Here is a 23,317-nt window from a genome sequence, read left to right on the forward strand (position 1 = left end):
GGAAATAGCCTCCGGATTCGGCGGCAACCCCGTGACATGGCACAATGGTCGCCATGACCGGACTCGGAGTGCGACTCGTGGCTCGACGCCACGTGGACCTCAAGCGTGTCTGTGCGTCTATCTGTCTGCCCTGCGCCGCCTGTCGCTAGTACGGCACCAATCCGGCAATTCTCAGATCCCGCCGGATCGAGGCGTGTTCGCATGAGGCCAGCCCCCTCGCGTACTCGATCCGGTCCTTCACTTCAGGAGAACCGCATGTCGTCGACCACCGACGTCGCTCCCCCCGCCGACTCGACACCCCCCGCTCGCCGTCGCTCGGCGAAGCCCACCAAGCGCCGTGCAGAGGGCCAGTGGGCGTTGGGTTACCGCGAGCCGCTCAACGGGAACGAGCAGACCAAGAAGGACGACAATCCGCTCAACGTCCGCCAGCGGATCATCGACACCTACCAGCACGTCGGCTTCGACAACATCGACAAGGCCGATCTCCGCAGCCGCTTCCGCTGGATGGGCCTCTACACGCAGCGTGCCGAAGGCTACGACGGCACCTGGACCGGCGACGACAACGCCGACATCCTCGAAGCCCCGTACTTCATGATGCGGGTCCGCACCGACGGCGGTCAGTTGAACACCGCACAGGTGCGTGCGATCGCGAGCGTCTCGAAGGACTTCGCTCGCGACACCGCAGACATCACCGATCGCCAGAACATCCAGTTTCATTGGATCGAGATCGAGAACGTACCGGAGATCTGGCGTCGACTCGAAGCGGTCGGCCTGGAAACCACCGAGGCGTGCGGCGACTGCCCCCGAGGCATGCTCGGCTCTCCTCTCGCGGGTCTGTCCCCCAACGAGGTCATCGACGCCACCCCGGCGCTCGAGGAGATCAAGCGCCGCTACATCGGCAATCCCGAGTACTCGAACCTTCCCCGTAAGTTCAAGACCGCGATCTCCGGCCAGCCCGACGTGGTGCACGAGATCAACGATGTCTCCTTCGTCGGTGTGAACCACCCCGAGCACGGCCCCGGATTCGATCTGTGGGTCGGCGGCGGTCTGTCGACCAACCCGATGCTCGCGGAGCGCACCGGAGCGTGGATTCCGCTCGACGAGGTGGCGGACGTGTGGGAAGGCGTCGTCGCGATCTTCCGCGACTACGGCTACCGCCGACTGCGCTCGAAGGCGCGCCTGAAGTTCCTGATCAAGGACTGGGGCATCGAGAAGTTCCGTGAAGTACTCGAGACGGAGTATCTGTTGCGCCCGCTCATCGACGGGCCCGCTCCTGAACAGCCGCGCCATCCCATCGACCACGTCGGTGTCACCAAGCAGACCGACGGCCTCAACGCCATCGGGTTCTCCGCGGTGTCCGGCCGGGTGTCCGGCACCATCCTCGACGTCCTCGCGGATTCCATGGACAAGGCCGGAACCGATTCGGTGCGCCTGACCCCGTACCAGAAGCTGGTCGTCGTCAACGTGCCGGACGACAAGATGGCCGGTCTCGACGCCGACCTCGAAGCGGTCGGCCTCAGCTCGCGGCCGTCGCGGTGGCGCCGCAACTTGATCGCTTGCACCGGCCTCGAGTACTGCAAGTTGTCGTTCACCGAGACGCGCAGTCGTTCACAGAATCTCGTTCCGGAGCTCGAAACCCGTCTGGCCGAACTCAATTCCGAACTCGACGTACCGATCACGCTCAACTTCAACGGCTGCCCCAACTCGTGCGCGCGCATCCAGATCGCCGACATCGGGTTCAAGGGCATGCTCGTCGACGACGGCGACGGAAAGCAGATCGAGGGATTCCAGGTGCACCTCGGCGGCAGCCTCGGATTCGACATCGGATTCGGACGCAAGCTGCGTCAGCACCGCATCCTCGCGCACGAAGCGACCGACTACATCGAGCGCGTGGTGCGCAACTTCATCAAGAACCGGAACGCCGGCGAACGCTTCGCCGAGTGGACCGTACGCGCAGACGAGGCGGACCTCCGATGACCACATCCACACACACCTCCGACGACCTTCGTGAACTCGCCGCGCAGGGGGCGGCAAATCTCGAGGGCGCGTCGGCTCAGGAATTGCTGCGATGGACCGAGGAAACGTTCGGCGACTCGTACATCGTGGCGTCGAACATGCAGGACGGGGTGCTCGTGCACCTCGCCGCGCAGTTCCACCCCGGCGTCGATGTCCTGTTCCTCGAAACGGGCTACCACTTCGCCGAAACTCTCGGCACCCGCGACGCCGTGGAACAGGTGTACGGCGTCAACGTGATCAATGCAGCCGCGAAGCAGACCGTCGCCGAGCAGGACGCCCTGCTGGGCAAGGACCTGTTCGCCCGCGACCCGAGCGAGTGCTGCCGCCTGCGGAAGGTGGTGCCGCTGAAGGACACCCTCAGCGGATACCGCGCGTGGGTGACCGGAATCCGGAGGGTCGAGTCGCCCACTCGGGCGAACGCACCGCTGATCTCGTTCGACGAGGCGTTCGGGCTCGTCAAGATCAACCCGATCGCGGCATGGACCGATGAGGACATGCAGAACTACATCGACGAACACGGAATTCTCGTCAATCCCCTCGTCGACGAGGGGTACCCGTCCATCGGGTGCGCCCCGTGCACGAACAAGCCACTTCCCGGGGCCGACCCGCGCAGCGGACGCTGGGCCGGCCAAGCCAAGACCGAATGCGGGTTGCACTCCTCATGACACTCATCGATACGACAACTTCCGAACAGCGAGCAAAGCTGGACGGCAACAAGTTCGACACTCTCGACGCCCTCGAGTCGGAAGCGATCCATATCTTCCGTGAGGTCGCGGGCGAGTTCGAACGGCCCGTGATCCTGTTCTCGGGCGGCAAGGACTCGACCGTCCTCCTCCACCTCGCGATCAAGGCGTTCTGGCCTGCACCACTTCCCTTCGCGCTGCTACATGTGGACACCGGCCACAACCTTCCCGAGGTGCTCGTATTCCGCGACTACGTCGTCGAGAAGTACAACCTGCGGCTGCACGTCGCGAGCGTCGAGGAATACATCGCCGACGGCCGCCTCACCGAGCGGCCCGACGGCATCCGCAACCCGCTGCAGACCGTGCCACTGCTCGACGCCATCTCCGAGAACCGGTTCGACGCTGTCTTCGGCGGCGCGCGCCGCGACGAGGAACGCGCACGCGCCAAGGAGCGGATCTTCTCGCTGCGCAACGCATTCGGCCAGTGGGATCCCAAGCGGCAGCGTCCCGAGCTGTGGAACCTGTACAACGGCAAGCACGCCCCGGGTGAGCAGGTACGCGTCTTCCCTCTGAGTAACTTCACCGAGCTCGACATCTGGCGCTACATCGCGCGCGAGAACGTGGAGCTCGCGAGCATCTACTACGCGCACGAGCGTCCCGTCTACCAGCGTGACGGCATGTGGATGACCCCCGGCGTGTGGGGTGGCCCGAAGGACAGCGAAGAACTGCAGACCCTGTCGGTGCGGTACCGCACCGTCGGCGACGGCTCCACCACCGGCGCGGTGCTCTCCGACGCGGCCGACAACGAGGCCATCCTGGCCGAGGTGGCGGCATCCCGTCTGACCGAACGCGGCGCAACCCGTGGCGACGACCGAGTTTCCGAAGCGGCCATGGAAGACCGCAAGCGAGAGGGCTACTTCTGATCATGAGCGACCTCCTTCGCCTGGCTACCGCCGGGAGCGTCGACGACGGCAAGTCCACCCTGGTGGGCCGGCTGCTGTACGACACGAAATCCGTTCTGGCCGACCAGATCGATGCCGTCACCCGCGCATCGGTCGACCGCGGCCTCGATACCCCCGACCTGTCGCTGCTCGTCGACGGCCTGCGCGCCGAGCGTGAGCAGGGCATCACCATCGACGTCGCCTACCGGTACTTCGCCACGCCGCAGCGCAGCTTCGTGCTCGCCGACACCCCCGGTCACGTGCAGTACACCCGCAACACGGTGTCGGGTGCCTCCACAGCACAACTCGTCGTGCTGCTCGTCGACGCGCGGAAAGGTGTCATCGAGCAAACCCGCAAGCATGCCGCGGTCCTCGCGCTGCTCGGTGTGCCCAAGCTGGTGCTCGCCGTCAACAAGATCGATCTCGTCGAGAATCCGGCGCAGGTGTTCGCCGACATCCGGGACGAGTTCACCTCGCTCACCCGCTCGCTCGGCTGGGCGCCCGAGGACGTGCAGGAGATCCCTGTCTCCGCGCTGCACGGTGACAACGTCGCGACGCGCTCGGAGAACACCCCGTTCTACGACGGCCCGACCCTCATCGAGCACCTCGAGTCTGTTCCGGTGGATGCCGATGTGCACGGGCGACACGACGTCGGTCTGCGCTTCGCGGTCCAGTACGTGATCCGGCCCCGCACCGCCGAGCATCCCGACTACCGCGGCTACGCCGGCCAGATCGGTGCCGGCTCGGTCCGCCCCGGAGACGAGGTCGTGATCCTGCCGTCCGGTATCCGTACGACGGTCGAGCGCATCGACACCGCCGACGGCGAACTCGACGTTGCCCACGCAGGCCGCTCGGTGACCTTGATCCTGGCCGACGACATCGATGTGTCACGCGGCGACGTCATCGCCGCACCGGGCGCACCGGAGCCGATCGGCGAGTTCGAGGCGACCGTGTGCTGGCTGGCGGAGAAGCCGCTGCGTCCCGGCGCCCGCCTGCTGCTCAAGCACGGCACCCGCACCACACAGGCGATCGTCGGCACGCTCGAGGAGCGTTTCGACGAGCAGAACCTGACGTCGGTTCCGAGCCCGGAGTCGTTGGAGCTCAACGAGATCGCGCGGATCTCCGTGCGTGTCGCCGAGCCGATCGCGGCCGACGACTACAAGGTCAACCGTCGCACCGGAAGCTTCCTTCTCATCGATCCGGCCGGCGGAAACACCCTGGCGGCAGGTCTGGTCGGCAACGGGCTCTCCGACATCGAACTCGGTGGGGTCGAAACCGGGGACCCCGTCCTCGCATGATCCCCCTGATTGCTGTCGCGCACGGCAGCCGCGACCCGCGGTCGGCGCGGGCCGTGGCTGCCGCGCTCACAGCGGTCCGCCGTCGGCATCCCGAATTCGACGTCCGGCTCGCGTTTCTCGATCTGAACAGCCCATCGGTGCCGCAGGTCCTCGATACGGTCGCCGCCGAAGGGCATCGATGCGCGGTGGTGGTCCCGTTGCTGCTCGGCAGCGCGTTCCACGCGCGTATCGATCTCCCCGCGCTGCTGGCGGAGTCCAGAATCCGCACTCCACACCTCGAAGTCGTGTGCTCCGACATTCTCGGAGACGATGAGCTGCTGGTGGCGGCGGCACGCGACCACATCGTCGCCACGGGTGTGTCGGCGGACGATCCCACGGTCGGGGTTGCACTGTGTGCGGTCGGCTCGCGCCGGCTCGGTGCGAATTCGTCGAGTGCGATGGTCACACCCCGCATACTCGCCGGAACCGCGTGGACGCTGGGCCGTACGTGTTTCGCGACGGCCACCGGGCCGTCGGTCGAAGCGGCACTGACCGAACTCTCCCGTTCGGGTGCGCGCACGTTCGTGCTCGCGCCTTGGATGCTGGCGCCCGGGTTGCTGTGGGACCGTGCGTGTGCCGCAGCCGAACCTCTGCACCGTGTGCATATCGCCGCGACTCTCACCGATCACGAGGCCGTCGGCGAGGTGATCGCCGCGCGTTACCTCGACACCGTGGCTGCATCCCCGGCTCTCGTCACGGCCTGATGCACATCACGCGCATCCACCGCTGCGACGGTTTGCGTGGTATTCACTTTCTACGACTACAAAGGTAGCCACCCCGCCCGTGGGGTGAACCCCGGTCGTGCGAATCCGGATCCGCGAGGAGAACGCGTGCAGAACGAACTACGGCGCTACATCGACCGTCTTCGCACCGAAGGATATTCGGTGCGCGACGATCACGGTGAGGATCCCGACCTCATCGACACCCGCGGCCGCGCCGTCGACACCTGGCGCGAGAACTACCCGTACGACGAGCGGATGGATCGCGCGACATACGAGGTCGAGAAGTACCTCCTGCAGATCGAACTGCTCAAGTTCCAGGCGTGGGCGAAGGACAACGATTCGAAGCACATCATCGTCTTCGAAGGCCGCGACGCCGCAGGCAAGGGCGGCACGATCAAGCGTTTCCAGGAGTACATCAACGTGCGGCACGCCCGAGTGGTCGCACTGAACAAGCCGTCCGACCGCGAGTCCGGACAGTGGTACATGCAGCGATACATCAAGCACTTCCCCACCGCGGGTGAACTCGTGATGTTCGACCGCTCCTGGTACAACCGTGCGGGCGTGGAGCGCGTCATGGGGTTCTGCACCGACCACGAATACGAACGGTTCCTGGACCACGTTCCACTCTTCGAGCAGTTGATCATCGACGCCGGGATCTCGCTGACCAAGTTCTGGTTCTCCGTCACCCAGAACGAGCAGCGCACCCGCTTCGCCATCCGTCAACTCGATCCCGTTCGACGGTGGAAGCTGTCCGACATGGATCTCGAATCCCTCGACAAGTGGGAGTTGTACACCGCCGCGAAGGAAGAGATGTTCCGGCGCACCGACACCGACCATGCGCCGTGGACCACCATCAAATCCAACGACAAGAAACGCGCCCGCATCAACGCCATGCGCTTCTTCCTCGACCAGTTCGACTACGAGAACAAGGACGATCAGGTGGTGTTCGGAGCCGACCCGAAGATCGTGCGCCGCGGTAGGGACGCGGTCGGCGACTGAATGCGCCGCCCGGGTGCCCGTTCACCGGCCGAGTTCGTCGAACCCTGGCGAGCAGATGTGGTCTGTACCACACTGGTGGCAGAGTGAGGAGAGATCACCATGGGCAGAGCATCGACCGGACGGGGAATCGTGGCGGGGATCGACGGCTCCGACAGCGCGCTCGGTGCAGCGCGCTGGGCCGCGTCGATCGCCCATCGCTTCGGGGAACCCCTGTATCTGACGCACGTCGTCCCGGAACGACCGTCGGGCAATGGCGCTGCCGCGCACGGAGAGCAGGCCCTCGACGCGGCAGAGGCCGTGGTGCGCGCGGCACGACCCGACGTCGTCGTCGAACGCAAGATCGAGGTAGGAAAGCCCGCACAGACCCTCGTGGAGCTGTCGGACACCACACGCATGGTCGTGCTCGGTCATACGACGACGAGCGAGCTGCAGTCCATGTTCGCGCGATCCGATGTCGTGCACACCGTCAACCACGCCCATTGTCCGGTCGTGACGTGGCGCGGCGACCCAGGCCCGTCCGAACTCGATGGCACACCCGTAGTCGTGGGGGTCGACGGCAGCAGATTGAGCGCGAAGGCCATCGACCACGCTTTCGAGATCGCAGACAAGGCCGGCGCACCACTGACCGCAGTGCATACCTGGTCCGAGCAGTCCACCCTCACCTACGGCGAAGGGTCACGATTCACCGACTGGGAGGCATACGAGGAACATCAGGCAGCAGAACTCTCGGAGAGCCTCGCCGGCCACCGCGAACACTATCCCGACGTGGAGGTCTCGTACCGTGTCGAGCGAGGAAAACCCGACGTCACGCTTCTCGAACACTCCGCTCATGCTCAGCTCGTGGTTGTGGGCAGTCACGGCCGCAGCACGATTGCGTCGGCGCTCCTCGGATCGACGAGTCAGAATCTGATCCACCACGCGATGTGTCCGGTGCTCATCTGCCGCAGTTGAGCCGTCTCCCTATTCTGCGCTCACCACCACGGACGCACCGGGCCCCGCGGTGACCTGCGCGTAGACAGTGTCGCCCGCCTTCAGTCCCAGCGCACGCGCATCGCCGCGCGTGACCTGCGCGATGAACGGCTCACCGGTGGCGGCGTTCTTCAGCTCGACCCGCACCTCGAATCCGAGGTGCACGACGCGCTCGACGGTGGCGCGGGCGACACCGAGGTCCTGCGTACCCGACGCCTGCGCGATCTCGAGACCGGGTTCGTGACCGAGTCTGATGTCGTGCGGACGCACGAGCCTGCCGCTGAACTTCGAGACGTTCCCGAGGAAGGACATCACGAAGTCGTTCTGCGGGCGGTCGTAGAGGTCCTCCGGTGTGCCGACCTGTTCGATCCGGCCGCGGTTCATCACGGCGATGCGGTCGGCAACGTCCAGTGCTTCTTCCTGGTCGTGGGTGACCAGCACGGTGGTCACGTGGACTTCGTCGTGCAGTCGACGCAGCCAGGTCCGCAGGTCGGCGCGTACCTTCGCATCGAGCGCACCGAACGGCTCGTCGAGCAGGAGCACCTGGGGGTCCACTGCCAGGGCGCGCGCGAGTGCCATGCGCTGCCGCTGCCCGCCCGACAGCTGCGCAGGGTACCGGTGCTGGAATCCGTCGAGTCCGACGACCTCGAGAAGTTCGTCGACCTTCGCCGCGATCTGCCGCTTCGGGAGCTTGCGGATCTTCGGGCCGAACGCCACGTTCTCGCGAACCGTCATGTGTTTGAAGGCGGCGTAATGCTGGAAAACGAAGCCGATTCCGCGTTTCTGCGGTGACACGTCCGTGACGTCGTTTCCTGCGATGTGGACCGTGCCTGCGTCGAGGGATTCGAGCCCGGCGATCGAGCGCAGCAGCGTCGACTTTCCCGAGCCGGACGGTCCGAGCAGCGCGGTCAACGAGCCGGGCGGAATGTCGAGTGAGACATCGTCGAGCGCGGAGAAGTCTCCGTAGTTCTTGAACGCCCCGGAAACGGTGATCATGCTGTGGTGCTCCTCTTGCGGTCGAGCAATGTCATCAGCAGCAGGACCACCACTGCGATGGCCATGAGCAGGGTTGCTGCGCTGTACGCGCCGAAGGTGTTGTGGTCGTCGATGTAGCGGGCGTGGACAAGCAGCGTGAGGGTCTGCGATACCCCGGGGAAGCCGGACGAGACCATGATGACCGCACCGAATTCACCGAGGGCGCGGGCGACGGTGAGGACGATGCCGTACGTCAGGCCCCAGCGAATCGCCGGAAGGGTGATCCGCCGGAATGTCTGCCAGGTGCCGGCGCCCAGTGTCGCGGCGGCCTGCTCCTGTTCTTCGCCGATCTCGTAGAGGACGGGTTCGACCTCGCGCACCACGAACGGCAGTGTCACGAAGATCGTTGCGATGACCATGCCCGGTAACCCGAAGATCACCTTGAATCCGAGAGATTCGAGTCCGCCGAACCAGCCATTGGCGCCCCACAGCATGATCAGCGCGACACCGACCACGATCGGCGACACCGCGAAGGGCAGATCCACGACGGACTGCAGTAGTCCGCGACCAGGAAAGCGTCCGCGCACCAGCGCCAGCGCAACCACGATGCCGAACACGACATTGACGGGGACGACGATTGCGACGATGAGCAACGACAGGTTGAGCGCGGAGATCGCGGCGGGCGTCGTGATCGAGTCGACGAATGCCATCACACCGTTCTCGAAGGTGCGGTAGAGGATGAAGCCGATCGGCACGAGCAGCAGCGCGATCAGGTATCCGAGCGCGATTACGCGCAGCGAGATGCGCGAGAGCGGAGAAAGTTTCACGCGTCGTTCTCCTCACGGACACGGCCGCGGTGCGCGACGAGCCGCAGCACGAACAGTGCCACGAATGCGATGAGCAGCAACGCCACCGAGACCGCCGCGGCGTTGACCGGCCGGTCGATTTCGATCTGCTGCTGGATGTACTGCGACGCCACCTGGGTTTGTCCGGGAATGTTCCCGCCGATCAGCACGATCGAGCCGTACTCCCCGATAGCGCGGGCGAACGCGAGCCCGACTCCCCCGAGGATCGCGGGCGCCAGGGTCGGAAGCACCACGGTCCGGAAGGTCGTGATGTTGTCGGCACCGAGTGATGCCGCGGCCTCCTCGACCTCCCTGTCCGCCTCGATGAGAACGGGTTGAACCGATCGCACCACGAACGGCAGGGTGACGAACGCGAGCGCGACGACCAGACCGGGCTGTGTCGCATTGAGCTGGATACCGACGGGGCTCTGCGGTCCGTACAACGCGAGCAGCACGATGCTCGCCACAATCGTGGGCAACGCGAACGGCAGGTCGATCAGCGCGTTGACGATTCGCTTGCCCGGAAACTCGTCCCGTACGAGTACCCACGCGATCAATGTTCCCATCACTGCGTTGATCAACGCGACCACGACCGAGACGGTAACCGTGATACGGAGGGTCGCAAGCGCATTCGGTGCGGTGACTGCGTCCCAGAAGCCACCGAAGCCTTCCGAGAAGGCTTCGGTGGCCAGGGCCGCGAGCGGCAGCAGGACGATGATGCTCAGCCACAGGGTGGCAACGCCGATCCCGAGCGGGCCTACGGCACCGGTGACTTTCGCGGTGCGTCGGCCACGCCTCTTCGGGGCGGGCACTTCTACTGAGGTACTCACGGTCGGGCTCTGCTTCCGGCTCTATTTCGTTGCGTTGTCGTAGATCACGGCGATGGCGCCGGTGCCGTCGGCAAAGAGTTCGTCATTGACGGCGTCCCATCCCCCGAGGTCGTCGATAGTCCACAACGTTTCGGGTTCCGGGAAGTCCGCGACGAATTCCTCGGCCACTGCAGGATCCACGGGGCGGAACCCGGCTTCACCCCACAGACGCTGGGCTTCCTCGGTGTAGAGGAAGTCGAGGAACGCCTGGGCCTTCTCCGCGTTCGCCGAACCACTGAGCACCGCAGCGGGGTTCTCGATCTTGAAGGTGATCGGCGGCGTCACATGCTCGACGGGGTCGCCGTTGCGCTCGATGAACAGTGCCTCGTTCTCGTAGCTGAGCAGCGCGTCACCCGTGCCCTGGAGAAACGTCTCGGTGGCCTCGCGACCGGACTTGGGCTGCACTTTCACGTGGTCCTGGACGAGGGCCGTCACGTAGTCGAGACCGGCCTGACTGTCCTGACCACCATTGCTCTTCGCCGCGTAGGGGGCGAGCAGGTTCCACTTCGCGGATCCCGAGCTGAACGGGTTCGGTGTGACTACCTCGACGTCCTCACGCAGAAGGTCGTCCCAGGTCTGGATGTTCTTGGGATTGCCCTCACGCACGACGATCGTCACCACCGAACCGAACGGCAGGCCCTTGTCCGCGCCTGCGTTCCAATCCTCGTCGACAAGACCCCCCTCGACGAGTCGCGTGATGTCGGGTTCGACGGAGAAGTTCACGAAATCGGCTTCGGCACCGTCGCGCACCTTGCGAGACTGGTCGCCCGAGGCGCCATAGGACTGCTGGAACACCACGTCTTCACCGGCGTCGGTCTCCTGGAATGCCGGGATCAACAGGTCGAACCCGACCTTCGGCACCGCGTACGCGTAGAGGTTGACGGTACCGCCGGAACCGTCGGCCCCCGCATCACCTCCGACGGTATCGCTGGCACCACCACCCGAGCACGCGGTGAGGGCAGTGGCCGTCGCGACGGCGAGCGCTGCCGCGCCGAAAAAAGTGGAACGAATCTTCATCGAGGGGCCTCCTGCAGGCTGTTCCTGACGGAACAGAGCGGACAGATCTGGGGTTTTCGAAAATCGGGATCGATGTCATCGCGAGGGCGCAGTGACGGGCGCCGGCCCACAGAACAGGCGGGCACAACGCCGCCTGCAGAAGCTCACTGGAGAAACGACTGCAGGAAAACCACGGGATCGCAGAACCCGGTTACCGGCGCGGCAGAACCGCTGACATCGGTGCGGGTAGATCAGCGACAACAACAGTCGATGTCGGCAACAGACGGCATGCCGACAGCAATCAGCGCCAATTCATGGCGCGCGCTGGGCAATACGGTTGCAGACACGCGGGAGACTTTAGCAGAGCTCGAACGAAGGTCCAGCAGAGAGTGGGCGCGGGAACTCTACAGAGTGAGCAACCATGCGACGATGACGAGAACGAGCAGCGCGATGAGCGCCAGGGTCACGCGCGAGCGTGGCATGTCAGCAGTCCTCCATGTCCGGTGCTGATGGTCCAGGTTTCCCGTTCCGTGGGGACGGTTCGGGCTCGCCCCGTCCCACCGCGGCAAACGCCGCGGCAATGACGCGGTCGAGCAACCATGCCACTGCACCACACAGCGGCACTATCACGATCAGCACCAATGCGGCCTGGGGGACGAACGACAGGCCCGTGAGCCAGAGTTCGAACCCGTCCCACCACGATGCGACCTGTTCCATCCCGTCCACTGTAATGCGTCAGCTCATTTGCCCCGCGTCACACCCGCTCGGGACCGATCATGGACAGATGGCCTCCACTCCGCAACTGCTGTCGGCCGTGCCGAACCGCACGCCGTTCCCACCGATCGACGACTACGGATTCCTGTCGGACTGCCAGACATCGTGCCTGGTCGCGCGTGACGGATCCGTCGAATGGCTGTGCGTGCCGCAACCGGACTCACCGAGTGTGTTCGGCGCTCTGCTCGATCGCAGCGCCGGCCACTTCCGCATCGGACCGCACGACCGGACGGTGCCCGCTGCCCGCCGATACCTTCCGGGCGGAATCGTGCTGGAGACGACGTGGCAGACCGACACCGGGTGGATCGTCGTGCGCGACGCCCTGGTGATGGGCCCCTGGTACGACCTCCACCAACGGTCCGCCACACAACGGCGCACACCCTCGGACTGGGAAGCCGAGCACATCCTGCTCCGCACAGTGCGGTGCGTGAACGGCACGGTCGAGTTGAACATGAGTTGCGAGCCCGCGTTCGACTACCACCGCGGTGGCACAGAGTGGGAGTACACCGGCAAGGTGTACGAAGAGGCGACGGCCGTGTGCGCGGGCGCACCGGACGAGCACCCCCGGTTACGCCTGACCTCCAACATGCGATTGGGCATCGAAGGGCGCGAAGCCCGCGCCCGCACCCGGATGAACAAGGGCGATTCGGTGTTCGTCGCGCTGTCATGGGGCGAGCCGTCGCCGCCGCACACGTTCGAGGAGGCCGCCGCGAAGATGCTCACGACCCAGGACTACTGGCGCGAGTGGATCACCACCGGCAGGTTCCCGGATCACCCGTGGCGCACATATCTTGAGCGCAGCGCCCTGACCCTCAAGGGGCTGACCTACTCCCCCACCGGCGCGCTCCTCGCCGCCGCCACGACATCACTTCCGGAAACACCGGGAGGCGAACGCAATTGGGACTATCGATACGCGTGGGTCCGCGATTCCACCTTCGCGCTGTGGGGTCTGTACACCCTGGGTTTCGACCGCGAGGCCGACGACTTCTTCTCGTTCATCCTCGATGTCTCACAGGGCGCAGACGGCAACGATCATCCGCTGCAGGTCATGTACGGGGTCGACGGTCAACGTGTGCTGACGGAATCGACGCTCGACCATCTGTCCGGATACGCCGATGCCAAGCCTGTCCGTATCGGCAACGACGCGTACCGGCAACGGCAGCACGACGTGTGGGGCGCCCTGCTCGATTCGGTGTATCTGCATGTGAGGTCTCGCGAGCAGATACCCGAGTCCCTGTGGCCTCTCCTGAGCAGCCAGGTGGAGCAGGCGATTGCGCACTGGCGGGAACCCGATCGCGGGATGTGGGAAGTGCGCGGGAAGCCGCAGCATTTCACGTCGTCGAAAGTGATGTGCTGGGTCGCCCTCGATCGAGGGGCGAAGCTGGCCCGAATGCACGGCCAGCCCGACCACGCCGAGCGCTGGTCGGCAGTCGCCGACGAGATCAAAGCGGACATCCTCGAACACGGCGTCGACGAACGTGGCGTCTTCACGCAGCGCTACGGCCATCCGGCACTCGACGCGTCGAATCTGCTGATCCCACTGCTCCGGTTCCTCCCACCCGATGATCCCCGGGTACGCGCAACGGTTCTCGCGATCGCGGATGAGCTGACCGAACACGGCCTCGTGCTGCGCTACCGGGTGGAGGACACCGACGACGGGCTCGCCGGAGAGGAGGGCACGTTCACGATCTGCTCGTTCTGGCTGGTGTCCGCACTCGTCGAGATCGGTGAGGTGCAACGGGCTTCCACTCTGTGCCGTCGTCTGCTCGATTTCGCGAGCCCACTGAAGCTGTACGCCGAGGAGATCGATCCGGTGACCGGGCGGCACCTGGGCAACTTCCCCCAGGCATTCACCCATCTTGCTCAGATCAATGCGGTCGTCCATGTGATCCGCGCCGAACAAAGCACCGAGTCAGGGGAATTCAGGCCGGCACATGTGCGGCACTGAGCCCAGACCTCATCCCGAGCGGGGTCCGAAGACAAGAGGTCAGCGGAAGCGGCCGAGCAACTCCTCGGCCTGCGCGCCGATATCACGGATGACGTCGCCGGCCGGTCGCTGCGCTCGGACGAGGCCCGCGGCCTCACCTGCGTACACGACCCCGATGTCGGGATCGTCGCCGGTGTACTCGCCGGCCAGAGTCTGCTCGTCGGCTCCACGACCATGCCACTTCTCGGTGAAGGAATTGACCAGAGCGCGGCCACCCCACCGCGCGGGCCACGGCTGGTGACGCGCTTTGTCGAAGACGTCGGTGTAGACCGTGTCGGCGCTTCCAGCGGCGATCAGCCGGTCTCGCGCGTATGACGGTCCCACCGTTTCGGGGCTGGCCAGGAGCGCCGTACCCACCAGCGCACCGACTCCCCCGGCTGCGAGTACCGCGGCGAGCCCGCGGCCCGACGCGATACCGCCCGCGGCGAGTACCGGAAGTTCGGTGGATTCGAGCACTTCCTGGAGCAGTGGGAGAGTCCCGATCCGACCGGTGTGACCGCCCGCCTCGTGCCCCTGCGCCACCACCGCATCGACTCCGGCGGCCTCGACGATCCGCAGATCCTCGTGAGTGTTGATCTGGGAGATCACGACGGCACCCGCGTCGTGGACTCGCTGCACATACGGAGCGGGGTCACCGAACGAGAGCGTCACCACCTGTGGGCGATGTTCCAGTACGGCATCGAGCAGCGAGTCGTCGTCGTGCAACGACCACGTCATGAGCCCGAATCCGAGAAGCCCACCACCGATCTCGCGTGCGGTGTGCGCTTGTTCCTCGAGCCATTCGGCGCTGTTGTAGCGGGCCGCACCGATCAGCCCCAGACCCCCGGCCTTGGTGACCTCCCCAGCGAGGGAACCGCCTGCCCGACCTCCCATCGGCGCTCCCACCAACGGGATCGTGACTCCGAGTTCACGGGTCAACCAGGTCTCGAGCACAGGATTCCTTCCGCCGAGCGGACTACTTCTTGGGCTTGTCCGATGCCGCCTCGGACGACAGGGCCGCCACGAACGCTTCCTGAGGAACGTCGACGCGGCCGATCGTCTTCATGCGCTTCTTGCCTTCCTTCTGTTTCTCGATCAGCTTCCGCTTACGACTGATATCGCCGCCGTAGCATTTGGCGAGCACGTCCTTGCGGATGGCGCGGATATTCTCGCGCGCAATAATTTTCGAGCCGATCGCGGCCTGCACCGGAACCTCGAACTGCTGGCGCGGGATGAGTTCCTTGAGCTTGGTTGTCATCCTGTTGCCGTACGCAGCAGCGGCGTCCTTGTGCACGATCGCACTGAACGCGTCGACCGCCTCACCCTGCAGGAGGATGTCGACCTTGACGAGCGCGGCTTCCTGCTCGCCGGCCTCCTCGTAATCCATGCTGGCGTAACCACGCGTGCGCGACTTGAGCGAATCGAAGAAGTCGAAGATGATCTCGGCCATCGGCAACGTGTAGCGCAGTTCGACGCGGGTCTCGGACAGGTAGTCCATTCCCCCGAGTTCTCCGCGCCGCCCCTGGCACAGCTCCATGATCGAACCGATGAACTCGCTCGGCGCGATGATCGTGCACTTGACGATGGGTTCGTAGATCTCGCGGGCCTTACCCTCGGGCCAGACGGACGGGTTGGTCACGACGACGTCCTCGCCGCCTTCGAGGACCACGCGGTACACCACGTTGGGTGCGGTCGAAATCAGATCGAGCCCGAATTCACGTTCGAGCCGCTCGCGCGTGATCTCCATGTGCAGGAGACCGAGGAAGCCACACCGGAATCCGAAGCCCAACGCGACCGACGTCTCGGGTTCGTAGGTGAGCGCGGCGTCGTTGAGCTGGAGCTTGTCGAGAGCATCGCGCAGAACCGGATAGTCGGAGCCGTCCACGGGGTACAGGCCCGAATAGACCATCGGTCGCGGTTCACGGTAACCGGTGAGCGGCTTCTCAGCACCTTTGCGCGCCAACGTCACGGTGTCGCCGACCTTCGACTGGCGCACGTCCTTCACACCCGTGATCAGGTAGCCGACCTCGCCGACACCGAGTCCGGTCGTCGGCTTCGCTTCCGGCGACACGATGCCCACTTCGAGCAGCTCGTGCGTGGTGCCGGTCGACATCATCTTGATCTTCTCGCGCGGCACGACTCTGCCGTCGACGACGCGGACATAGGTGACGACTCCGCGGTAGGTGTCGTACACCGAGTCGAAGATCATCGCGCGCGCCGGCGCATCGGGGTCGCCGACCGGCGCCGGGATCTGCCGGATCACTTCGTCGATCAATGCGGGGACGCCCTCGCCGGTTTTGCCGGAGACCCGCAGCACGTCGGACGGCTCGCATCCGATGATGTTGGCGATTTCCCCGGCGTACCGGTCGGGGTCGGCGGCGGGCAGGTCGATCTTGTTGAGGACCGGGATGATCGTCAGGTCCTTGTCGAGAGCGAGATACAGATTCGCGAGAGTCTGCGCTTCGATGCCCTGCGCGGCATCGACCAGGAGTACGGCGCCTTCACATGCTTCGAGCGCGCGGGACACCTCGTAGGTGAAGTCGACGTGACCGGGAGTGTCGATCAAGTGCATGACGTAGTCTTCACCGTCGAGCTGCCACGGCAGCCGCACGTTCTGCGCTTTGATGGTGATGCCGCGCTCACGCTCGATGTCCATCCGGTCGAGGTACTGGGCGCGCATCAGCCGTTCCTCGACCACCCCGGTGAGCTGCAGCATGCGGTCCGCCAACGTCGACTTGCCGTGGTCGATGTGCGCGATGATGCAGAAGTTCCGGATCTTGGCGGGGTCCGTGAACGTGGTGTCGGCAAACGTGCTGATGTCGTGCTCCTGACTCGGGCCGGCAGCGGCCTGGGGCCGCGGTCACCTTGAAGAATATCCAAGACGCGCAATCGGGGGGTCGTCGGCTGTGCCGACGCCTGATTACACTTGCCGATCGTGGCCGGCAAGTGGATGAAGATGAGCAAGCAACTCGGACGCCTCGCGGTCGAACACGGCCCGCGGCTGTACCGGCAGCTTCAGCAGTCGGGAGCACTCGACCGCGCGAAGGGAGCGCTCACCCAGCAGTCCGGCCGGACTGCGCCCGCACCCGTTCCGGGCCGTCCCGTCGCCTCTCACACGACGCCTACGGCCCAGCGTGCGCGGACGATCGAATACTCCCCCGCACTCGACGGCCGCGCCGATCCGGGCGAGATCGTGTGGACGTGGGTGGAGTACGAGGAGGATGCGAGCCAGGGCAAGGACCGGCCCGTACTCGTGGTCGGGCGTGAGGGAGCGACGCTGCTCGGTCTGATGCTCTCGTCCAACGGTGACCGTGACGGACGCTCCGACTGGGTCGGAATCGGTACCGGTCCGTGGGATCGCCAGAACCGCCCGAGCTGGATCCGGCTGGATCGCGTTTTGGATGTTCCGGAGGACGGCATCCGCCGCGAGGGCGCGATCCTCGACCGTTCTCGTTTCGATCAGGTCGCGTCACGCCTCCGCTCGGATTTCGGCTGGGCGTAGGAATTCGGCCGGACACCCGGCGAACTACCCGTCTACGACACGCGCAGTCCCTTGTCTCGACCGAACAACATCTCGGCCGAACAACAAGGTGTAGACGAGGGCGCCGAGGACACCCCCGATGAGGGGAAACACGATGAACAACCACAACTGACCGAGTGCACCATCCTGATAGAACGCCACCGCGATGCTGCGGGCCGGGTTGACGGAGGTGTTGTCGATCGGGATGGCGATCAGGTGGATGACCGCGAGCGCGAAGCCGATGGCGATACCGGCGTTGAGCACATCGGAGATCTGGTCGGTGCTGGCGAGCACGACGAAGACCAGCAGACCGGTGAGCAGGATCTCGATGATCATCGTGGCGCCGATGCCGTAGCCGTTCTCCAGGACTCCACCGAGCGGCCCCTCGATCGCGGACGGACTGTGCGCACCCCAGCCGTTCGCTCCCAGGCCGTCGGCCGCCCGATCGTAGGACGGCAGCGACGACGCCACCGCGAAGATCGTGATACCGGCGACGAGGCCACCCACGACCTGAGCGATCCAGTATCCGACGGCGCGGACGGGCGTGACGTGCCCGACGATGAGCTGCCCCAAGGTGACGGCTGGGTTGACGTGACAGCCGGAGATCGGGCCTATCGTGTAGACGAGGAAGAGCAGCGTCAGACCGAATGCGAGAGCAACGCCGAGGTTGCCGACCTTCGCGCCGGCGAACACTGCGGTTCCGACCGCGGAGAAGACGAGTACGAAGGTTCCGATTGCTTCGGCCACGCATTTCTTGAGATCCGAGAAGTCCCCCGGGCCGAATTCTTCGAGGGCCGTTTCACGTTCTGCCGTCATATGACCAGTGTCACGCGGGCGTGAGCGGTGCGTAGCCGAATCGGCCCAAAGATGTGAGACAGCCGGCACCCGTAGCGGATGGACTGCCGGAAATGTGGCGGATCACCGCGGGATCGGTTTGGGCATTGGCGGGCGTCGCTGGTATCGTCGATCGTCGTGCCCTAGTGCACCCAGAGCTTTCCTATCAACTACCAGCAAGACGACAGGATATTACGCGTGGCCAACATCAAGTCCCAGGTGAAGCGGATCCGCACCAACGAGCGCAGCCGGCTCCGGAACCAGTCGGTGAAGTCGTCGCTGCGTACCGCGATCCGCTCCTTCCGCGAGGCTGCGGCCGCAGGCGACAAGGACAAGGCCGGCGAGCTCCTCGTCTCCACCAGCCGTCAGCTCGACAAGGCAGTCAGCAAGGGTGTCATCCACGCCAACCAGGCTGCCAACAAGAAGTCCGCTCTCGCGAAGCTTGTCAACAAGCTCTGAGCCCTCAGCTCCGAGGTAGAGGACGCAAGCTCTGCTGAACGAAGGCCGCACCCTTTCGAGGGCGCGGCCTTCGTTCGTGCAGACAACAGCAGACGGACGCTCGGTCGAGTGACAAAGCTCGGTCGGTGACGAAGCTCGGTCGGTGACGGACCGTCAGGCGACCAGTTCTGCGATGGTACGTACGGCAGACTCCACGGCGTAGTCGGCATCGGCCGCCGCGCCCTTGACGTCGGCGTTGAGCGCCGCGACCACACCGAGCGCGGTCCCGATCGATTCCGGTGCCCAGCGCCGCGCCTGCCCCTGGGCCTTCTTGACCTTCCACGGCGGCATCCCGAGACCCGACGCCATCGAGAACGGGTCGCCCCGCCCGGCGGAGCCCACTTTTGCGATCGTGTGCACGGAATCGGCGAGAGCATCGGCAAGCAGGACGTGCGGGACCCCCCGGTGCATCGCCCATCGCAGTGCTTCCATCGCGCCCGCGACATCTCCCGCCACGGCCTTCTCTGCGACGTCGAATCCGGTGACCTCGGCCTTGCCCGAGTAGTAGCGCCGGACCGCGTTCGCGTCGATCTTGCCGCCGGTATCGGCCATGAGCTGACTGCACGCCGCCGCAAGTTCGCGCAGGTCGGATCCGACCGTGTCGATCACGAGCTGTTCGACATCGCCCGCCACCCGCACGCCTGCCACCTGGAATTCCTCGTGCACGAACGCGCGCACCCACTTCGCGCGCTCCCCCGCCTTCTCGGGTGCCTGGCAGTCGTGCTCCTCGGCACCACACTTCCGCAGTGCCCCCACCATCGCCTTCGTGCGTCCGCCCCCGCTGTGCAGGATGACCAGGGCGACCCCGTCGGGAGGTGCTGCGGCCGCGTCGAGAATCAGGGCCGCCGCATCCTTGCCCGCGTCGGCGGTGGATTCGAGGATCACGACCCGCTCCTCCGCGAACAGCGAGGGGCTCAGGAGCTCGGCCAATTCGGGGACGCCCGCATCGCCTGCGCGCAGCCGCGACACCGGCAGGTTGTTGCCGGCGCCGCTCCGGGCACGCACGTCCGCGATGATCTGTGTGACAGCGCGGTCGACGAGGAGTTCTTCGTTGCCGAGAACGAGATGCAGAGGTGTGTCGCTCACGGACCGATCGTGCCACGTGAGTCCGACACGACGGCCAGTGCCCCGGAACCGGCCCGCACCACCGCGACGTCGCCGTGCAGGTCGGTGCGGAGTACCCGGGAGCCCATGTCGTTCAAGACCTCGACGATCTCCGGATGTGGATGCCCGAACGAGTTGTCGCGTCCCGCACTGATCACCGCGACCCGGGGTCGTACCGCAGCCAGGAATGCCTCCGACGTCGTTCGTGAGCCGTGGTGGGGAACTTTGAGGACGTCGGCGCGCACGTCGGCCCCCGTACGTATCAACGCGTCGAGAGCCGGTGCCTCCGCGTCGCCCGGGAGCAGGATGCGCCCCACCGTCGTCTCGGCAACCATCACCAGGGAAAGGTCGTTCTCCGAGTCGACGGACTGCCCCACCGGAGGACCGAGGATTCGGATCGTCACCGCCCCGAGGTGCAGTACTTCCCGAAGCATCGTCTCCCGTACGTTCACTCCGAACTCGGCAGCCGTGTCGATGAGAGTTCCGGCGGCATCACGGGATACCGCACCGGGACCGACGACGACCTGCCCCACCTGACGACCCTGCAGCACTCCGCGCACTCCGCCCATGTGATCGGCGTGCAGGTGCGAGACGATCAGCACCGGAACCGCATCGATGCGCAACCGGCGTAGACACCGATCGACCGGCGTGGCCTCCGGCCCTGTGTCGACAACCACCGCGCTCCCGTCGCCGGTCGCGAGCACCACTGCGTCGCCCTGCCCCACATCGCACGCCGCGAACACCCAACCGGGCGACGGCCAGCCGGGTGCGAACAGGCGTACGGGAATCCACACCACGAGGGTCGACACCAACGCGATACCGGCGACGGCTCGTATTCTCCTGTAGCGCAGCAGGACACAGCCGACGAGTGCGGTTCCACCGATCACCGCTGCTCCCGGGATTCCGTCCAGCAGCGATAATTCCGCCGAGGGCACCGACGCCGCCCGGGCGGCGACGGTCAGCAGCCACCACAGCATCGGCGCCGCCCCGCGTGCAAGGAACTCGGCGACCCCCGGAACCACCGGTGCACACAGCGCCACCACCGAACCGAGGACGGTCAGCGGCGCGAGCACCGGTGTCACCAGAACGTTCGCCGCCACCGCAACGACGCTGACGGTTCCCGTCGCTGCAGCGAGGATCGGTGCGGTCACGATGTACGCCGCGCACGACACCGCGCATACCTCGGCCACAGCGCGTGGCCATCCATGTGCCTGCAGCCGGGCAACCCACACGGGTGCGACGAGTACGAGCCCGGCCGTGGCCGTTGCGGACAACGCGAATCCCACATCCACCGCAAGATCCGGCCACACCAGCATCAGTATTCCGATCGCCGAACAGAGCGCAGGCAACGCCTGCCGCTGCCGCCCGACAATGAGAGCAAGGAGTGCGACCGCGCCCATCGCGGCGGCGCGCACCACGCTCGGCGACGGACGGACGACGATCACGAACAGCACCAACGCCGCACCTGCCAGGAAAGCCCCCGTCCGCGGGCCTATCCCGACGAACCGGACCAGAAGCAGGACCGCGCCGAGAAGGATGCTCACGTTCGCGCCCGACACCGCCGTCAGGTGCGTCAGGCCGGCCACCCTGAAGTCCTCGCGTACGTCGTCCGGGAGCCGACTCGTATCGCCGACGATCAGTCCGGGAAACAACCCGGCTTCAGAAGGGCCGAGCGCATGTGCGGACACCTCGGCGAGATCGTCGCGAACGCCTCCGGCCCATTCTGCAAGGGCGGAGGGCGCCTCCATCGCACGCGGCGGTCCGTCGGCCCGAATCACCGCGACCGAGGTCCCGGGGTCCATACCTCCCGAGGACCTGTTCTCGGACACCTGTCCTCGTAGGGTGACCCGTTGCCCCGGCAGCAGATTCCGCCAACCGTCGGAGGGAGCGAACACGAGCGCGGCACCCCCGACCGACATCGATTCCCTGCCCAGCGTCACGTGCCGCACAGCGACGGGGATGCGCACCTGTGGCTCACCCCCGAACGGCGAATTCCTTACCGCCCGTGGATCGTCGGTCGGTTCCACGACCGCGGTGACCCACGTCCCCGTCGGTGCCGTCGCGAGCGGATGATGCTCGACGAACCACATCCGCATCGCGACGGCGCCGCCGAATCCCGCAGTGACGACGAGAACCGCGAGCACCGCCCGCATCACGCCGTCCCGTGTTCGCGAACGCCCCCTGCGCCTTCGCGAATACGGGCTTGCAACATTCTTCCCCAGACCCCTCACCCTCAGTCCGCCGACCAGCACCCCCACCACCGCAACTGCGGTCACGAGCACCGAGATCCGCCAACCCGAAGACAGACCGACCAGAGTCACTGCCCAGGCTGCGACGGTGCACGGTAGGAGTCGGGCGTCGACGGTGGCGGGTGCGGTCACACGGTCACCAAGTCGCGTAGACGAGCCAGCCGGGCGGGGCCGATTCCGTCCACTTCCGAGAGTTGTGCGACGTCGGTGAACGGTCCGTTGTCGCGCCGCCACGCAACGATCGCCGATGCGGTCACCGGCCCCACTCCCGGCAACGCATCCAGAGCAGATTCATCGGACGTGTTGAGATTCAACGGGTTCCGACCGACTTCCGCCGCACCACCGGAATCAACCGCATCGCCTCCTCCGGTCGCGGACACCGCGCTGCCCTCGGGAACCGGGTGCGGCGGTGCCATGCCCACGAGGATCTGGTCGCCGTCGGCCACCCGCCGAGCGAGGTTGAGGCCGAGTAGGTCGGCGCCCTCACCTGGCCCACCCGCTGCGTCGAGCGCATCCGCGACTCGCGCGCCCTCCCGGAGGTGCACCAACCCCGGCTTCGCGACGAGCCCGACCACACTGACCACTACCTCCGCCGGCTGCTCCGGAACCGGGGCATGGGACGACGTCGCGACCACTTCGACGGTGGGCAGCGGCGGAACGGCCTCGGGCACGGGGCGATCCCGCCACACGACGACAACTGCGACGAGTACCGCTACCAGGGCCACCCCGGCGAGTGCCCTACTGCCGCCGCGGCCGGTATCCCATCGCGCGGCGCGCATCCGTTCGAGCACGCTCTGCGGCCCGGCTACCTCACCCTGACCGGAGTGGCCCACGGGCAGGTCGTATTCGTCTGTGTCGTCGGCGTACCCGAGCCTTCCGACGCCGACGCTCCCGGAACTGTCCCGAGAGCCGCTGCGGGAAGGTGCCGGCTCGACCCGTCCGATCACGTCGGCCCGCGCGATCGCATCCAGCCTCGTTCTCGCGAGGTCCCCGTCGCTGCCCATGCCGCGACGCTAATCC

At 65.9% G+C, this 23,317-nt stretch carries 22 protein-coding genes; 10 read left to right on the top strand and 12 right to left on the bottom strand.

The annotated features are described in order from the left end of the window. Positions 1–255: 255 nt before the first annotated feature. From ACFWCF_RS10205 to ACFWCF_RS10235, 7 genes are all read left to right on the top strand, one after another. Positions 256–1,977 carry a nitrite/sulfite reductase gene (locus ACFWCF_RS10205; RefSeq protein WP_378489783.1) on the top strand — a complete coding sequence of 574 codons (1,722 nt, stop codon included), beginning with the start codon at positions 256–258 and terminating at the stop codon, positions 1,975–1,977. Beyond that, the gene (locus ACFWCF_RS10210; RefSeq protein WP_378560489.1) at positions 1,974–2,681 is read left to right on the top strand and encodes a phosphoadenylyl-sulfate reductase; all 708 of its coding nucleotides are present in this window, start codon (positions 1,974–1,976) and stop codon (positions 2,679–2,681) included. The genes ACFWCF_RS10205 and ACFWCF_RS10210 overlap by 4 nt, the downstream gene beginning before the upstream one ends. Then, positions 2,678–3,622: a sulfate adenylyltransferase subunit CysD gene (gene cysD / locus ACFWCF_RS10215; protein WP_378560492.1), complete on the top strand. Its 945-nt coding sequence runs from the start codon at positions 2,678–2,680 to the stop codon at positions 3,620–3,622. The genes ACFWCF_RS10210 and cysD overlap by 4 nt, the downstream gene beginning before the upstream one ends. 2 nt (positions 3,623–3,624) lie before the next feature. Continuing rightward, positions 3,625–4,938, top strand: a complete 1,314-nt coding sequence (locus ACFWCF_RS10220; protein WP_378489780.1) for a sulfate adenylyltransferase subunit 1 — start codon at positions 3,625–3,627, stop codon at positions 4,936–4,938. Continuing rightward, positions 4,935–5,681 (top strand): sirohydrochlorin chelatase, encoded by a 747-nt coding sequence (locus tag ACFWCF_RS10225; protein ID WP_378560495.1) that lies wholly within the window; start codon positions 4,935–4,937, stop codon positions 5,679–5,681. The genes ACFWCF_RS10220 and ACFWCF_RS10225 overlap by 4 nt, the downstream gene beginning before the upstream one ends. Positions 5,682–5,807: 126 nt before the next feature. After that, on the top strand, positions 5,808–6,698 hold the full coding sequence (ppk2, locus tag ACFWCF_RS10230) for a polyphosphate kinase 2 (protein ID WP_378560498.1): 891 nt from the start codon (positions 5,808–5,810) through the stop codon (positions 6,696–6,698). A gap of 99 nt (positions 6,699–6,797) precedes the next feature. After that, positions 6,798–7,649, top strand: coding sequence for a universal stress protein (locus tag ACFWCF_RS10235; RefSeq protein ID WP_378560501.1), 852 nt, complete (start codon positions 6,798–6,800; stop codon positions 7,647–7,649). A 9-nt stretch (positions 7,650–7,658) separates the two neighbouring features. On the opposite strand, the gene ACFWCF_RS10240 is transcribed toward ACFWCF_RS10235, so the two are convergent. The 6 genes from ACFWCF_RS10240 to ACFWCF_RS10265 form a co-directional block, all read right to left on the bottom strand. Further along, complete coding sequence (locus ACFWCF_RS10240; protein ID WP_378560504.1) at positions 7,659–8,663, bottom strand: sulfate/molybdate ABC transporter ATP-binding protein; 1,005 nt, start codon at positions 8,661–8,663, stop codon at positions 7,659–7,661. Further along, positions 8,660–9,469, bottom strand: a complete 810-nt coding sequence (cysW, locus tag ACFWCF_RS10245; protein WP_378560507.1) for a sulfate ABC transporter permease subunit CysW — start codon at positions 9,467–9,469, stop codon at positions 8,660–8,662. The genes ACFWCF_RS10240 and cysW overlap by 4 nt, the downstream gene beginning before the upstream one ends. Further along, positions 9,466–10,317 carry a sulfate ABC transporter permease subunit CysT gene (gene cysT, locus ACFWCF_RS10250; protein WP_378560510.1) on the bottom strand — a complete coding sequence of 284 codons (852 nt, stop codon included), beginning with the start codon at positions 10,315–10,317 and terminating at the stop codon, positions 9,466–9,468. The genes cysW and cysT overlap by 4 nt, the downstream gene beginning before the upstream one ends. A 21-nt stretch (positions 10,318–10,338) precedes the next feature. After that, on the bottom strand, positions 10,339–11,373 hold the full coding sequence (locus tag ACFWCF_RS10255) for a sulfate ABC transporter substrate-binding protein (protein WP_378560513.1): 1,035 nt from the start codon (positions 11,371–11,373) through the stop codon (positions 10,339–10,341). Between the two features lie 230 nt (positions 11,374–11,603). Next, entirely contained in the window at positions 11,604–11,699 is a 96-nt protein-coding gene (locus ACFWCF_RS10260; RefSeq protein ID WP_378489772.1) for an Ms4533A family Cys-rich leader peptide, read from the bottom strand. Between the two features lie 136 nt (positions 11,700–11,835). Next, entirely contained in the window at positions 11,836–12,069 is a 234-nt protein-coding gene (locus ACFWCF_RS10265; protein ID WP_378560516.1) for a hypothetical protein, read from the bottom strand. Between the two features lie 67 nt (positions 12,070–12,136). On the opposite strand from ACFWCF_RS10265, the gene ACFWCF_RS10270 reads away from it, so the two are divergent. Beyond that, on the top strand, positions 12,137–14,074 hold the full coding sequence (locus ACFWCF_RS10270; protein ID WP_378560519.1) for a glycoside hydrolase family 15 protein: 1,938 nt from the start codon (positions 12,137–12,139) through the stop codon (positions 14,072–14,074). A 39-nt stretch (positions 14,075–14,113) separates the two neighbouring features. On the opposite strand, the gene ACFWCF_RS10275 is transcribed toward ACFWCF_RS10270, so the two are convergent. After that, positions 14,114–15,046, bottom strand: coding sequence for an NAD(P)H-dependent flavin oxidoreductase (locus tag ACFWCF_RS10275; RefSeq protein ID WP_378560522.1), 933 nt, complete (start codon positions 15,044–15,046; stop codon positions 14,114–14,116). A 22-nt stretch (positions 15,047–15,068) separates the two neighbouring features. Beyond that, positions 15,069–16,910 (bottom strand): translation elongation factor 4, encoded by a 1,842-nt coding sequence (gene lepA, locus ACFWCF_RS10280; RefSeq protein ID WP_378489864.1) that lies wholly within the window; start codon positions 16,908–16,910, stop codon positions 15,069–15,071. A gap of 117 nt (positions 16,911–17,027) precedes the next feature. On the opposite strand from lepA, the gene ACFWCF_RS10285 reads away from it, so the two are divergent. Further along, a complete protein-coding gene (locus ACFWCF_RS10285) occupies positions 17,028–17,594 on the top strand; it encodes a type II toxin-antitoxin system PemK/MazF family toxin (RefSeq protein ID WP_378560525.1) in 567 nt (188 codons plus the stop codon). 24 nt (positions 17,595–17,618) lie between these two features. On the opposite strand, the gene ACFWCF_RS10290 is transcribed toward ACFWCF_RS10285, so the two are convergent. Further along, positions 17,619–18,428, bottom strand: coding sequence for an aquaporin (locus tag ACFWCF_RS10290; protein ID WP_378489767.1), 810 nt, complete (start codon positions 18,426–18,428; stop codon positions 17,619–17,621). 216 nt (positions 18,429–18,644) lie between these two features. Between ACFWCF_RS10290 and rpsT the strand changes: the two genes are divergently transcribed. Further along, positions 18,645–18,905 (top strand): 30S ribosomal protein S20, encoded by a 261-nt coding sequence (gene rpsT, locus ACFWCF_RS10295; protein ID WP_378560529.1) that lies wholly within the window; start codon positions 18,645–18,647, stop codon positions 18,903–18,905. 153 nt (positions 18,906–19,058) lie between these two features. On the opposite strand, the gene holA is transcribed toward rpsT, so the two are convergent. Genes holA through ACFWCF_RS10310 form a run of 3 tightly spaced genes read right to left on the bottom strand, consistent with a single transcriptional unit; the run spans position 19,059 to position 23,301 of the window. Continuing rightward, on the bottom strand, positions 19,059–20,030 hold the full coding sequence (holA, locus tag ACFWCF_RS10300) for a DNA polymerase III subunit delta (RefSeq protein WP_378560532.1): 972 nt from the start codon (positions 20,028–20,030) through the stop codon (positions 19,059–19,061). After that, positions 20,027–22,429: a DNA internalization-related competence protein ComEC/Rec2 gene (locus tag ACFWCF_RS10305; protein ID WP_378560535.1), complete on the bottom strand. Its 2,403-nt coding sequence runs from the start codon at positions 22,427–22,429 to the stop codon at positions 20,027–20,029. Before ACFWCF_RS10305 ends, holA begins: the two co-directional genes overlap by 4 nt. Then, positions 22,426–23,301, bottom strand: a complete 876-nt coding sequence (locus ACFWCF_RS10310) for a helix-hairpin-helix domain-containing protein (RefSeq protein WP_378560538.1) — start codon at positions 23,299–23,301, stop codon at positions 22,426–22,428. Before ACFWCF_RS10310 ends, ACFWCF_RS10305 begins: the two co-directional genes overlap by 4 nt. Positions 23,302–23,317: the final 16 nt, after the last annotated feature.

It is taken from the genome of Rhodococcus sp. NPDC060090, assembly GCF_042729855.1.
In the GTDB taxonomy this organism is placed as follows: Bacteria; Actinomycetota; Actinomycetes; order Mycobacteriales; family Mycobacteriaceae; genus Rhodococcus.